This is a genomic window from Streptomyces cucumeris (genome assembly GCF_024295805.1).
Classification (GTDB): Bacteria; Actinomycetota; Actinomycetes; order Streptomycetales; family Streptomycetaceae; genus Streptomyces; species Streptomyces cucumeris.
The window spans coordinates 147,922-161,376 of record NZ_JANCLX010000005.1 but is presented as its reverse complement, the minus strand read 5'-3'; the positions used below and the strand labels follow the sequence as shown (position 1 = coordinate 161,376).

Annotated in this window: 13 protein-coding genes and 2 tRNA genes; 14 read left to right on the top strand and 1 reads right to left on the bottom strand. The window is 72.1% G+C overall.

Annotation, left to right across the window (positions count from 1 at the left end):
- Positions 1–96: 96 nt before the first annotated feature.
- From NMK44_RS09625 to NMK44_RS09595, 7 genes are all read left to right on the top strand, one after another.
- On the top strand, positions 97–249 hold the full coding sequence (locus tag NMK44_RS09625) for a hypothetical protein (RefSeq protein WP_254740428.1): 153 nt from the start codon (positions 97–99) through the stop codon (positions 247–249).
- 127 nt (positions 250–376) lie between these two features.
- On the top strand, positions 377–544 hold the full coding sequence (locus NMK44_RS09620; protein ID WP_254740426.1) for a hypothetical protein: 168 nt from the start codon (positions 377–379) through the stop codon (positions 542–544).
- A gap of 59 nt (positions 545–603) precedes the next feature.
- Positions 604–1,215 (top strand): nicotinate-nucleotide adenylyltransferase, encoded by a 612-nt coding sequence (nadD, locus tag NMK44_RS09615; RefSeq protein WP_254740424.1) that lies wholly within the window; start codon positions 604–606, stop codon positions 1,213–1,215.
- 14 nt (positions 1,216–1,229) lie between these two features.
- On the top strand, positions 1,230–3,044 hold the full coding sequence (locus NMK44_RS09610) for an LCP family protein (protein WP_308358449.1): 1,815 nt from the start codon (positions 1,230–1,232) through the stop codon (positions 3,042–3,044).
- Positions 3,045–3,239: 195 nt separating this feature from the next.
- The gene (rsfS, locus tag NMK44_RS09605) at positions 3,240–3,680 is read left to right on the top strand and encodes a ribosome silencing factor (protein ID WP_254740422.1); all 441 of its coding nucleotides are present in this window, start codon (positions 3,240–3,242) and stop codon (positions 3,678–3,680) included.
- Positions 3,677–4,330 carry a histidine phosphatase family protein gene (locus tag NMK44_RS09600; protein ID WP_254740834.1) on the top strand — a complete coding sequence of 218 codons (654 nt, stop codon included), beginning with the start codon at positions 3,677–3,679 and terminating at the stop codon, positions 4,328–4,330. Before rsfS ends, NMK44_RS09600 begins: the two co-directional genes overlap by 4 nt.
- 72 nt (positions 4,331–4,402) lie before the next feature.
- Positions 4,403–4,475: transfer RNA gene (locus tag NMK44_RS09595), tRNA-Ala, on the top strand.
- 78 nt (positions 4,476–4,553) lie between these two features.
- Here NMK44_RS09595 and NMK44_RS09590 read toward each other — a convergent pair.
- Positions 4,554–5,504, bottom strand: a complete 951-nt coding sequence (locus tag NMK44_RS09590; RefSeq protein ID WP_254740420.1) for a helix-turn-helix transcriptional regulator — start codon at positions 5,502–5,504, stop codon at positions 4,554–4,556.
- Positions 5,505–5,687: 183 nt separating this feature from the next.
- On the opposite strand from NMK44_RS09590, the gene NMK44_RS09585 reads away from it, so the two are divergent.
- From NMK44_RS09585 to NMK44_RS09555, 7 genes are all read left to right on the top strand, one after another.
- Positions 5,688–7,220 (top strand): MFS transporter, encoded by a 1,533-nt coding sequence (locus NMK44_RS09585; RefSeq protein WP_254740418.1) that lies wholly within the window; start codon positions 5,688–5,690, stop codon positions 7,218–7,220.
- A 76-nt stretch (positions 7,221–7,296) separates the two neighbouring features.
- Positions 7,297–7,455: a hypothetical protein gene (locus NMK44_RS09580; protein WP_254740416.1), complete on the top strand. Its 159-nt coding sequence runs from the start codon at positions 7,297–7,299 to the stop codon at positions 7,453–7,455.
- A 5-nt stretch (positions 7,456–7,460) separates the two neighbouring features.
- On the top strand, positions 7,461–7,694 hold the full coding sequence (locus NMK44_RS09575; protein ID WP_176183008.1) for a hypothetical protein: 234 nt from the start codon (positions 7,461–7,463) through the stop codon (positions 7,692–7,694).
- A gap of 102 nt (positions 7,695–7,796) precedes the next feature.
- Positions 7,797–7,869: transfer RNA gene (locus NMK44_RS09570), tRNA-Ala, on the top strand.
- A gap of 298 nt (positions 7,870–8,167) precedes the next feature.
- Positions 8,168–11,044, top strand: coding sequence for a leucine--tRNA ligase (gene leuS, locus NMK44_RS09565; protein WP_254740414.1), 2,877 nt, complete (start codon positions 8,168–8,170; stop codon positions 11,042–11,044).
- A 144-nt stretch (positions 11,045–11,188) separates the two neighbouring features.
- Positions 11,189–11,917, top strand: coding sequence for a hypothetical protein (locus NMK44_RS09560; RefSeq protein ID WP_254740412.1), 729 nt, complete (start codon positions 11,189–11,191; stop codon positions 11,915–11,917).
- A gap of 134 nt (positions 11,918–12,051) precedes the next feature.
- Positions 12,052–12,897: a DegV family protein gene (locus NMK44_RS09555; RefSeq protein WP_254740410.1), complete on the top strand. Its 846-nt coding sequence runs from the start codon at positions 12,052–12,054 to the stop codon at positions 12,895–12,897.
- Positions 12,898–13,455 lie beyond the last annotated feature (558 nt).

The following is a 13,455-nucleotide window of genomic DNA, read 5'->3' as shown; positions in this document are numbered from 1 at the left end:
CTCGTCGCCGATACCGCGCCGGGCCGCCTCGGTCCTGCCCCTACCCCCGGCGGACCCCAGCCTAGGCCCTGACCGGCGGGGCGTTAGCGTGGAGACATGCCCGATATGACTGGCCTCACCGAAGTGCTCGCCGCCAACTCCAAGGACGCCGGACCGGGTGCGCTGCTGCGCACCATCATCGTCGTCGGTGTGGTGGGAGCGGTCCTGCTCGCCTGGTTCCTGCTGCGCGGCTACGGCAAGCAGGACTGACCCCGCGCCCAACCCCCGACCGGGTACGGGACGTCAGGGGCGGCGCGGAGAGCGGGGCCGAACACGGCTCGCATACGATGTGGCCGACGTGATTCGACGCCTAGACCCCGATAGGTAGTGCCCCGCGATGAGCGCTTACAGCACCGCACACACCCTGGCCACCCTTGCCGCCGAGGGTGGCGAGCACCACACCGACACCCACGCGAGCATCAGCCCGTATGTGACCGGTGGTGGCGCGCTGCTCATCCTGCTGCTGCTGCTGTGGATCACCACCCGCTTCAACCGGGACCGCTGACCGGGGCCGTGGACCCTGCGGGCCCCGGCCGCGGACCGGGCCCAGTAGGGTCTGCACGCATGGAAGAGCAGAAGGTGCCCGGCAAGCGGCGGCTCGGTGTGATGGGCGGGACGTTCGACCCGATCCACCACGGACACCTGGTCGCGGCGAGTGAGGTGGCGTCGCAGTTCCACCTCGACGAGGTGGTGTTCGTGCCCACCGGGCAGCCGTGGCAGAAGAGCCACAAGAAGGTCTCCCCGGCCGAGGACCGCTATCTGATGACGGTCATCGCGACCGCCTCCAACCCGCAGTTCTCGGTCAGCCGCATCGACATCGACCGCGGCGGGCCGACGTACACCACCGACACCCTCCGGGACCTCAAGGCGTCCAACGGTGACGCGGACCTGTTCTTCATCACCGGCGCTGACGCGCTCGCCCAGATCCTCACCTGGCGCGACGCCGAAGAGCTGTTCTCGCTCGCCCACTTCATCGGAGTGACCCGGCCGGGGCACATACTGGCCGACCCGGGTCTGCCGGAGGGCGGGGTGTCCCTGGTCGAGGTGCCCGCGCTGGCCATCTCCTCCTCGGACTGCCGCTCGCGCGTCGTGCACGGCGAACCCGTCTGGTACCTGGTGCCGGACGGCGTGGTGCGCTACATCGACAAGCGCGAGCTGTACCGGCACGACTGCTGATAGGGGTACGCCCGGTGAATGACGGACAGGACCCGTACGACCCGTACGCGCAGGATCCGTACGCCCCGGAGCCGCGGATCTACGGCTACGACGCCTATGGGCGTCCGGTCTACCAGCCGCAGGCCGGGCAGCAGACCTATGACCCACAGCAGGGTTATGACCCGCAGCAGAGCTATGAGCAGGGGCAGGGGCAGGCGTACGACCCGTACGGGCAGGCGCCGCCTCAGGGCGGACAGCAGGGGCAGGGCGGCTACGGCTACGACCCGTACGCCCAGCAGCACGCCCAGGCGGCGCATCCGCAGGCGCAGCAGCAGCCCCAGGCCCAGCCGTACGACCCGTACGCCGCCCCGCAGCAGTACCCGTACGACACCCGGCAGCAGGGCTACGGCTATGACTACGCCGCCCCCACCGTCCCGCCGCAGCGCGAGGCGCACCCGTACGAGGAGCTGAGCCCCGAGGCGCTGCGGGAGGAGCAGCGGTCCGGGCCCGCCGCGGACGAGCCGGAGCCCGCCCGCGGGCCGGGCGCCGCGGGGGCAGCCGGCCCGTCGGGGGCGAAGGACGACCCCGACGAGGACTACCGGACCGAGCAGTTCTCCTTCGTCGAGGAGGAGGACGAGGAAACCGACGACGTCATCGACTGGCTGAAGTTCGCCGAGACCCGCACCGAGCGGCGCGACGAGCGCAAGCGCAAGGGCCGCAACCGCATGGTCGCCCTGATCGTGGTGCTGGTCCTGGCCGCCACCGGCGGGGTCGGCTACCTCTGGGCCGCGGGCAAGCTGCCGGGAGTGTCCGGCGGGACGTCCGACGAGGCCGCGGGCGGTCCGCAGCAGCGCGATGTGATCGTGGTCCACCTGCGCGAGACCAAGGGCGGCCGCAGCTCCACCGCGCTGCTGGTGGACAACGAGACCACGGGCAAGGGCACCACCGTCCTGCTGCCCAACGCGCTGTCCGTCTCCACCGAGGAGGGCGGCTCCACCACACTGGGCAAGTCGGTCACCGACGAGGGTTCGGACTCCACCCGGGAGTCCCTGAGCACCCTGCTGGGCTCGCGGATCCAGGGCACCTGGCGGCTGGACACCCCGTACCTGGAGAACCTGGTCGAGCTGGTCGGCGGGATCACCGTGACCACCGACGCGGTCGTGCCGGACAAGCAGAAGGGCGCCGCTCCGCTGGTGAAGAAGGGCCCGGAGCAGCCCCTGGGCGGCCAGGGCGCCGTGGCCTACGCCACGTACCGGGCGCCGGGCGAGCCGCAGACCAAGCAGCTTGCCCGGTTCGGGCAGGTCATGCACGCGGCGCTGAAGAAGCTGTCCAGTGACGAGAAGGGCGCGACCAGCACCGTGGAGTCGCTGGCCCAGATCCCCGATCCGTCGCTGTCGGAAGCGCAGCTCGGCGCCTCACTGGCCCGGCTGGCCGGACAGGCCAAGGGCGGCGACTACGACACCGCGATGCTGCCGGTGCGCCAGGACGGCACGCTCAGCGCGCGGGCCACCGACCATGTGGTCAAGGATGTCCTCGGCGGCGCGGTCAAGAACACCGGGGGCGACGCCCCGCGGGTCAGCGTGACCAACGCGGGCGGCACCGCGGACGCGGCGGGATCGGCCCGGGTGACGCTGGTCAACGGCGGTTTCACGGTCGTCTCCGCGACCGAGGGCGGTGGCACCCCGCAGTCGGTCTCGCGGGTCACCTACGTCCGGGCCGCCCAGGCGGCCCAGGCCAAGGAGGTCGCCAAGACCCTGGGCCTGTCCGCGAGCGCGGTGCGCAAGGGCAAGGGCGCGGCCAACGCGGACATCACCGTCGTCCTCGGCCGGGACTACCGGGGCGGGAGCTGAGCGCCCGACCCCTCCGCAGGACCACCGCGGCGGCCGCCTCCGGGCGGCCGCCGCGGTCGTGTGTGTGCGGCCGCTGTGGCGTGTGCGGGGCGCTCGCCGGTCCTGGCACCGTCCTGGCACGACGGGGTGGCGGCGGGGCGTGAGACCCTTGGGGTGCCAGACCCTCGGGGTACGAAGACGACCGAAAGCCAGCCTGTGACCGCCACGGACCGCTCCATCGAGCTCATCAACGCCGCCGCCCAGGCAGCCGCCGACAAGCTCGCGCACGACATCATCGCGTACGACGTCAGCGACGTCCTCTCGATCACCGACGCCTTCCTGCTGGCCTCGGCGCCCAACGACCGGCAGGTGAAGTCGATCGTCGACGAGATCGAGGAGCGGCTGAACAAGGAGCTCGGCGCCAAGCCGGTGCGCCGGGAGGGCGACCGCGAGGCCCGCTGGGTGCTGCTGGACTACGTGGACGTCGTGGTGCACGTCCAGCACAGCGAGGAGCGGGTCTTCTACGCCCTGGAGCGGCTGTGGAAGGACTGCCCGCAGCTTGAGCTCCCGGAGGACGCCGTCGCCACCCGCGGCAAGGCGGAGGAGTACGCGCAGGCCCACGGCGACGGCGGCCCCGCTGGCGGTGAGCTGAGCTGAACGGCACCACCGGTGGCCGGGGGCGCCGTGTCGTCCTGTGGCGGCACGGCCAGACGGCCTGGAACATCGAGCGCCGCTTCCAGGGCTCCCTGGACATCGAGCTGACCGAGACCGGGGTCGCGCAGGCACGCCGCGCGGCCCGGCTGCTGGCCGGGCTGAAGCCGGACGCGATCGTCGCCTCCGACCTCAAGCGGGCCGCGGCCACCGCCGCCGAGCTGGCGGCGGTCACCGGTCTGTCGGTCTCCCACGACGCGGCGCTCCGGGAGACCTACGCCGGGCAGTGGCAGGGGCTCACCCATGACGAGATCATGGCGCGCTTCGGTACCGAGTACACCGCGTGGAAGCGCGGTGAGCCCATCCGCCGCGGTGGCGGCGAACTGGAGACCGAGGTCGCCGACCGGGCCGCCCCGGTGGTCCTGGAGAGTGCCGACAAGCTGCCCGACGGCGGCACGCTCGTGGTGGTCAGCCACGGCGGCACCTTCCGCACCACCATCGGCCGGCTGCTCGGTCTGGAGCCCCGGACCTGGGAGGCGCTGGGCGGCCTGTCCAACTGCTGCTGGTCGGTGCTGGGCGAGGGGGTGCGCGGCTGGCGGCTGCTGGAGCACAACGCCGGATCGCTGCCCGAGCCGGTGCTCGGCGACGACGACTGAGCGGATTTCCTTTTCCGGCTGGTCACCGGCTATGCTCCTACTCGTTCGAAGCGCTCCGGCGCAGGGAACAGCGGGGCTATAGCTCAGTTGGTAGAGCGCCTGCATGGCATGCAGGAGGTCAGGAGTTCAATTCTCCTTAGCTCCACAGCACCGCGCCGGTCCCGTCCCCTTCCGAGGGGGCGGGACCGTTGCTTTTCCCGCCCCCGTTGCTTTTCCCGGCCCGTCACACGCGGTCGGCGGACCGGGCCCGCCCGTCGCGCGCCGCCCGCATCGCGGAGAGCGGGCGGACATGGACGGAGCAGCCGATCAGCGGGTCGTGGATGCCCCGTAGCCGCTCCAGGAAGAGCCGGCTCTCCTCGCCGTCCGGGGTGTAGACCACGACCCGGTTCTCCGGCGCCCCGTTGATCTGCATCGACGTGGAGATCAGCCGTATCGCGCCGACCGAGGCATGTTGCACCACCTTGATCCGCGAACCGGGCGGGGCGACGTCCCCGGTGCGCCAGAGCCGGGCGAAATGATCGCTGGCGGCCAGCAGCCGGGTGAGGAACTCCTCCCACGCGGGCTCGCCCAGATGCCGTCCGTACGCACCGCGCAGCGTGCCCACGATGACCGGCAGCTCCTGGTCCAGGTTGTGCAGCGCGACGCAGCAGCGCTGGTTGACGAAGAGCTGCCACAGCACGTTCCGCTCGGAGGGTGAGGTCAGCAGCATCGACGGAAACAGGTGCTGGTAACCGGCGTTGTACGCCAGGATGTCGTAGCGGGCGTTGTAGACCACGGCCGGGAGCGGATCGAGCGCGTCCAGGATGCCCTGCACCTCGGGGCCGACGGTGCCCGCGTCCCGCGCGCGGTCCGGGACGTACGGGACCTCCGCCAGGTGGTACAGGTGCTCGCGCTCGGCCGGGTCGAGCCGCAGGGTGCGCGCGACCGCGTCCAGCACCTGCACGCTCGCGTTGATCGGGCGGCCCTGCTCCAGCCAGGTGTACCAGGTGACGCCGACCCCGGAGAGCTGGGCGACCTCCTCCCGGCGCAGCCCGGGGGTGCGGCGGCGCAGCCCGGGCGCCATCCCCACGTCCGCCGGGGTCACCCGGGCCCGGCGGCTGCGCAGGAACGCGGCCAGCTCGGGCCGCCGCCGCTGCTGGACGGTCTGCCGGTGTCCGGCGGTGTTCACGCTCATCGTCGATTCCCCTGTCCCCCGTGGCGGCGCCGTCCCCCGTGGCGGACGCCCCCGTGACGGCCCCCGCGCGAGGGACCACCGGTACTCCATGGTCCCGGCGGCGGCCGGATACTGCCAGGTGCTGCCACTACCAGCATCGGCGGGCTCTCGTTACCGGTACCGGCGGGCCCGCACGCTCGGCTCATGACGCACACTCCGACCACCCCCCTCCCCGCCGAGGACTCCGCGGCAGAGCCCGCCGAGGACTCCGCACCCAGTAAAGACCGGCCCACTGACACTCCCGCCGCCGTCCCCACCACCCGGCGCGCCCCACGCCCCGGCTGGCTGCTCGCGATCGTGCTGACCGGCCAGCTCATGGCCGTGCTCGACGTCTTCATCGTCAATGTCGCGGCACCGACCGTGCGCACCGATCTGCATGCCTCCGACGCCGGACTCCAGCTCGTCATCGCCGGGTACACCATCGCCTACGCCGTACTACTGATCACCGGAGCACGGCTCGGCGCGCTCTTCGGCCACCGGCGGATGTTCCTGTCCGGGCTCGCCGGGTTCACCGCCGCCTCGCTGGCCTGCGGTCTGGCCCAGGGCACCGGACAGCTGATCGCCTTCCGGTTCATCCAGGGCGCGGCGTCGGCCATGATGCTGCCGCAGGTGCTCACCCTCATCCAGCGGACGTACACGGGCGGTTCGCGGGCCCGGGCGCTCGGCGCGTACTCCGCGGTGCTCGCCTCGGGGGCCGCCGCCGGACTGGTCGTGGGCGGTGTGCTCGTCGAGGCCGACCTGATGGGCACCGGCTGGCGTCCGGTCTTCCTGGTGAACGTGCCGATCGGGCTGCTGCTCCTCGTCCTCGGACCGCGGCTGATGGGCCCGCCGGAGGAGGCGCGCGGCCCGGCCGGCGGGCTCCGCGGCGGACTGGACCTGCCCGGTCTGGTGCTGCTGGCCGCGGCGGTCCTGCTGTTCACGGTGCCCATGGTGCTCGGACCGGAGCGGGACTGGCCGCTGTGGGGCTGGCTCATGCTGGGCCTGAGCGTGGTCCTGACGGCGCTGTTCGCCGGATACGAGGCGCGGCTGGCCCGGCGCGGCGGCAGGCCGCTGATCGCCCCGCGGGTGCTGCGGGCGCCCGGGATGGCGGTCGCGGTGGTCCGCATCATGCTGGGGATGGCGGCCAACGGCGGCTTCCTGTTCGCCACCACCCTGCACGTCCAGGGCGGGCTCGGCTACAGCGCCATGCGGGCCGGGCTGACCTTCGTGCCCTCGGCTGCGGCGTTCGGCACCCTGGCGCTCAACTGGCAGAAGCTGCCCGCGCGCTGGCAGCCCGCCCTGGTACCGGGCGGATTCGCGCTGGCGGCCGTGTCGTTCACCGGACTCGGTCTGGTGCTGCGCGACGGGGGCGACGGCGGCTTCTGGCTCTACCTGGTGCTCGCGGGCACCGGAGCGGGTCTCTCGCTCGCCTACGGGCCCGTGCTGACGCGGACGTTGGCGACGGTGCGGCAGCAGGACGCGGCGGACGCCAGCGGTGTTCTGGTGACGGCCGCTCAACTCGGACTGCTGAGCGGAGTCGCGGTCTTCGGCACGGTCTTCCTGACCGCGGTGGAGGGCTCGGCGCCCGGAGCGCACGCCTCGGCGGACGCCCTGTGGGTGACCTGCGTCGCACTGGCCGCGACGGCGGCATGCGGAACGCTGCTCGGTCTGGCGAGGCGTGTGAGGCATCTCCGCTGACCTGGGCGTCGTCCCGTGGCAGAATCGGACGGCCGGAGGGGCAGGGGCCGACAGTCCGATGGGGAGGGCAGGTGGGATGCCGACCAGCATCCTCGACGCGATCGAGGACCTGTCCGACACGGATCGGCCGGGCATCGCCTGCCCGTCCTGCGGTTCCGGCAAAGTGGCTCAGGTCCTCGGCGACAACGGCGGTGTTTCCTACGTGTGTACGGCCTGCGGGCACAGCTGGAGCTGAGTGACATGGGAGCACACAGCCGGAAATGTGACTGGTGCGGCAGCGGTACGCCGATCGTCCGCGACATGGAGCCGCTCAACTCCGACTACCAGTACTGGTGCGCGGAGTGCGCACGGGCGCTGATCATCAAGGGCGATCCCATCGAGACCTACCGGGAGCTCGAGGGCGAGCCGATCTACGGCCGGCTCCTCGACGAGCACTGCACGCTGAAGCGTTTCTATTCGTTCGCGACGGCGTGACCGGGCCCGCTCCGGCCCCCGCGGCAATCGATTTGGCGGAAGGCCGGGGCGTCCGTGTAATGTAGGCGATGCCGCCGAGGGGAACCGGGCGGAGTAAGACCTGGGGCTATAGCTCAGTTGGTAGAGCGCCTGCATGGCATGCAGGAGGTCAGGAGTTCAATTCTCCTTAGCTCCACAGCGACCGGAGACGGACTGTCCGATATGGACGGTCCGTCTCTTTTGTCTTCCCTCCTTCTCCGCCTCCCTGCCGCGATTCCCTCGCTGCGAGCCCTTGGCCCCCTGCGGTAACCTGACTCCATGCGTGCCGTACGCCTTCTGCTTAGCGGGCCGCGCTGATCCAGGGCCGACCGAGAACTGCTCCGGTCGGCATCGGCGCGGCGTCCCCTCCTGTGCGAGGGGTCTTTTTGTTTCGAAGGGCCAGAGGGAGCCGTTCCCTACCGCAGGCAGAGACGACCGATGGAGCTTTGAGGATCATGAGCGAGACCACTGCCGCGGCCGAGGTGGCCGCGCCGCACCGCTACACGGCCGCCCTGGCCGCTGACATCGAAGCCCGCTGGCAGGACTTCTGGGACGCGAACGGTACGTATGACGCGCCCAACCCGAGCGGTGACCTGGCCGGTGACGCCGAGGCCGCCGCCCGGCCCAAGAAGTTCGTCATGGACATGTTCCCGTACCCGTCGGGTGCCGGACTGCACGTCGGACATCCGCTGGGCTACATCGCCACCGATGTCTACGCCCGCTACCACCGCATGACGGGCCACAACGTCCTGCACACCCTGGGCTTCGACGCCTTCGGCCTGCCCGCCGAGCAGTACGCGGTGCAGACCGGCACCCACCCCCGGGTGAGCACCGAGGCCAACATCGAGAACATGCGGCGCCAGCTGCGCCGGCTGGGCCTGGGCCACGACCCGCGCCGCTCCTTCGCGACGATCGAGCCGGACTACTACCGCTGGACCCAGTGGATCTTCCTGCAGATCTTCAACTCCTGGTACGACCAGGAGGCGCGGACCGCCCGCCCCATCGCCACCCTGGTCGAGCAGTTCGCCTCCGGTGAGCGCCCGACGCCCGACGGCCGCCCCTGGGCCGAGCTGACCGAGGCCGAGCGCGCCGACGTCCTGGGCGGCTACCGCCTGGCCTACGCCTCGGACGCGCCCGTCAACTGGTGCCCCGGGCTGGGCACCGTGCTGGCCAATGAGGAGGTCACCGCGGAGGGCCGTTCCGAGCGCGGCAACTTCCCCGTCTTCAAGGCCAAGCTGCGCCAGTGGAACATGCGCATCACCGCCTACGCCGACCGGCTGCTGTCGGACCTGGACCCGCTGGACTGGCCCGAGGCCATCAAGCTGCAGCAGCGCAACTGGATCGGACGCAGTGAGGGTGCCCGGGTGGACTTCCCGGTGGCCGAGCGCCCCGAGGCGAAGATCACCGTCTTCACCACCCGCCAGGACACCCTGTTCGGCGCCACCTACATGGTGCTGGCCCCCGAGCACGGCCTGGTGGACGAGATCGTCCCGGCCGCCTGGCCCGAGGGCACCCACGAGGTGTGGACCGGCGGGCACGCCACCCCGGCCGAGGCCGTCGCCGCGTACCGCAAGCAGGCCGCGGCCAAGTCCGATGTGGAGCGGCAGGCCGAGGCCAAGGACAAGACCGGTGTCTTCACCGGCGCGTTCGCGGTCAACCCGGTCAGCGGCGAGCCGGTGCCGGTCTTCATCGCGGACTATGTGCTGATGGGCTACGGCACCGGCGCGATCATGGCCGTGCCGGCCCATGACAGCCGCGACTTCGCCTTCGCCCGCGCCTTCGAACTGCCCATGCGCTGTGTGGTCGAGCCGTCGGACGATCGCGGCACCGACCCGTCCGACTGGGACGACGCCTTCGCCTCGTACGAGGCGAAGATCGTCAACTCGGCGGGCGAGTCCGTCTCGCTGGACGGTCTGGGCGTCGTCGAGGCCAAGGCCCGCATCACCGAGTGGCTGGAGGCCCGCGGCATCGGTGAGGGCACCGTCAACTTCCGGCTGCGCGACTGGCTGTTCAGCCGTCAGCGCTACTGGGGCGAGCCCTTCCCGATCGTCTACGACGAGGACGGCATCGCCCATCCGCTGCCGGAGTCGATGCTGCCGCTGGAGCTGCCCGAGGTCGACGACTACGCGCCGCGCACCTTCGACCCGGACGACGCCGACACCTCCCCGGAGACCCCGCTGTCCCGGAACGAGGACTGGGTCGATGTGGTGCTGGACCTGGGCGACGGCCGTGGCCCCCGCCCGTACCGCCGCGAGACCAACACCATGCCCAACTGGGCCGGTTCCTGCTGGTACGAGCTGCGCTACCTGGACCCGCGCAACGAGGACCGGCTGGTCGACCCGGACATCGAGCGCTACTGGATGGGCCCGCGCGAGGGACAGCCGACCGGCGGGGTCGACCTGTACGTCGGCGGTGCCGAGCACGCCGTACTGCACCTGCTGTACGCGCGCTTCTGGTCCAAGGTGCTGTTCGACCTGGGCCATGTCTCCTCGGCCGAGCCGTTCCACAAGCTGTTCAACCAAGGCATGATCCAGGCGTATGTCTACCGGGACAGCCGGGGCATCGCCGTGCCGGCCGCCGAGGTCGAGGAGCGCGACGGCGCCTACTGGTACGAGGGTGAGAAGGTCACCCGGCTGCTGGGCAAGATGGGCAAGTCCCTGAAGAACGCCGTCACGCCGGACGAGATCTGCGCCGAGTACGGGGCCGACACCCTGCGGCTGTACGAGATGGCGATGGGCCCGCTGGACGTCTCGCGCCCCTGGGACACCCGCGCGGTCGTCGGCCAGTACCGGCTGCTGCAGCGGCTGTGGCGCAATGTCGTGGACGAGAACACGGGCGAGGCCGTCGTCGTCGACGCGGAGCCCGACGAGGCGACGCTGCGCGCCCTGCACAAGGCGATCGACGGGGTCCGGCAGGACATGGTGGGGCTGCGGTTCAACACCGCCATCGCCAAGATCACCGAGCTGAACAACCACGTCACCAAGGTGCGCGAGGTGCCGCGCCAGGTGGCCGAGGGCCTGGTGCTGCTGATCGCCCCGCTGGCCCCGCATATCGCCGAGGAGCTGTGGCGCAAGCTGGGCCGCACCACCTCGGTCGTCCACGAGCCCTTCCCGGCCGCCGACCCGGCCTATGTGGTGGACGAGACGGTGACCTGCGTGGTGCAGATCAAGGGCAAGGTCAAGGCGCGGCTGGAGGTCGCCCCCTCGATCACGGAGGACGAGCTGGAGAAGCTGGCCCTGGGTGACCCGGCGGTGGTGGCGGCGCTGGACGGCGCGGACATCCGCAAGGTGATCGTGCGGGCGCCCAAGCTGGTCAATATCGTTCCGGCCTGATCCGGCACCTTCCCGTACGGGCGGGGGGGGGGGGGGGGGGGGGGGCGCCCCCCCCCCCCCCCCCCCCCCGCCCGGTCCGTTTAGGGTGGAGGGACGAGTGCCGTTGCCGCGTGCCGCCGCCGTGACCGACGCCAAGGAGCGCACATGGAAGCCATCTGGATCCTGTTGGTGCTGTTCCTCGTCTGTGCGGGAGCGGGCGTCTACGCCACCGCGCGGGCGGTCAAGGCGGCCAAGCGGGGCATCGACCGCACGGTGCACCAGGCCCGGCGCTCGGTGGAGGACACCCGGCTGCGGGCCCGCCAGTTCGCCCAGCCGGGCACCGCCGGAGAGCTGGCCGAGCTGCGGCTGTCCTTGCGTTCCTCGATGCACGCCACCGAGCAGGCGCTGACCGCCTCGGCGGAGCAAGACCGCTCGCTCTCGGAGTCGTTGGACCTGTTCCGGCGGCTCAGCGAGCACGGGCGGGAGCTGGAGGAGGAGCTGAAGCGGCTGGAGCGTGATCCCGACAAGGCCAGGGTCACCGCCCTGCTGCCCGAGCTGCGCGACCGCACCCAGCGGATCACCCACTCCGCGGACTCGCTGCGCTGGGCGGCGCGGGACCGTGCCCAGCGGTTCGCCCAGGACGATCTGGACACGCTGGGGCGTGAGATCGACGTGGAGGCGGGGGCGCTGCGGCACTGGACGTCGGAGTCGGAGGAGCCGTCGGGGGCCGGGGCTCCGTCTGCGTCCTCGTCTTCACCTCGGAGTGGCTCCGAGGGGGCTGCCGGGCGGGCATCCGCCCAGGAGCCGCCGTCGATCGGTACGACGCCCCGCGCGGAGGGCTACGCCTGGCAGAAGCCGTGGCGGAAATCCGCCCGTCCGGAGAACACGGCCTGACGCGGTACGGACGGCCGGCGGTAGCGGGCGGTGCCGACCCGGGTGGGCCGGACACGGCCCTGACCGGTACGGTCAGTGATCGTCCGGCGGGGTCGCGCTGTCGGCCCGGCGCGTCCCCCGATAACCTCCCTGTCATGTCCCGCCATGTCGCGATCGTGACCGATTCAACGGCGTACCTGCCGAAGGAGGCGATGGAGCGGCACCGCATCACCGCCGTTCCGCTGACGGTGGTGCTCGGAGACCGGGCCCTGGAGGAGGGCACCGAGATCTCGGCGCGTTCCCTCGCGCAGGCCCTCCAGAAGCGCAGGCCGGTGACCACCTCCCGGCCCAGCCCCGAGATGTTCGCGGCGGCCTACCGTGCCGCCGCCGAGGAGGGGGCGACGGGCATCGTCTCCCTCCATCTGTCCGCCGAGATCTCCGGTACCCACGACGCGGCGGTGCTCGCCGCCCAGGACGCCCCGGTGCCGGTGCGGGTCGTGGACAGCGGCATGGTCGCGATGGCGCTGGGCTTCTGCGCACTGGCGGCGGCCGAGGCGGCGGAGGGCGGCGGCTCGCTGGACGACGCCGTGGCGGCGGCCCAGAAGCGGGCCGACGGCACGGCCGCCTACTTCTACGTGGACACCCTCGACTACCTGCGGCGTGGCGGCCGCATCGGTACGGCGCAGGCGCTGCTCGGCTCCGCGCTGGCCGTCAAGCCGCTGCTCCAGCTCGACGGGGGGCGGATCGAACTGCGGGAGAAGGTGCGCACCGCCTCGAAGGCCATCGCGCGGCTGGAGGAGCTGGTGGTGGAGCGGGCGGGACAGAGCCCGGTGGACATCGCGGTGCAGCATCTGGCGGCGGGGGAGCGGGCGGCGGGGCTCGCGGAGCGGCTGCGGGAGCGGGTGCCGGGGCTGGTGGAGCTGTATGTGGGGGAGGTGGGCGCGGTGATCGGCGCCCACACCGGGCCGGGACTGCTGGGCGCGATCGTCTCGCCGCGGTAGGGGTGGCGGGAGCGGTGGCCGTGGCGGGAGCGGTGGCCGTCGCGGGAGCCGCGGCTGTAGCGGGAGCTCGTTCACCCGTCGGGGTGGCCGCGATATCCACAACCGCCGGGTTGTCCCCGGGATATGGGGCGTCCCGGCGGGTTCGGCCGGATGTGCCTACCGTCGGGAGGCATGAGGTCATCGTCACAGACAGTAATCATCGGTGTGGAGCGCGGTCGCCATCGTGGGGGCGGCGCGGGCCGCATGCGCGGCCGGGGAGCCCGGCCCGGGTCGTGTGCGGGTGCGGCGTCGCCCTTGCCTTCGCTCGCACTCCCCGCCGGACCCGCGTCCGTACCTCCTCGGGCGCCCGCGCCCGCGTCTTCGCCTTCGCCTTCGCCTTCGGCACGCGCCGCGGCGCTGCTGGCCGGGCCGGTGGCGCCGGCGCGGCTCGCGGGCCCGTCCGGCGGCGGGCGGGAGGGGCAGCACGGGGCGCGTGCGCTCGGCAGCCGGGACGGACCGGAAGGGGCCGAGGGAGCCGGCGGCACTGACGAACCGCTGGGGGCCGATGGCGCTGGGGCT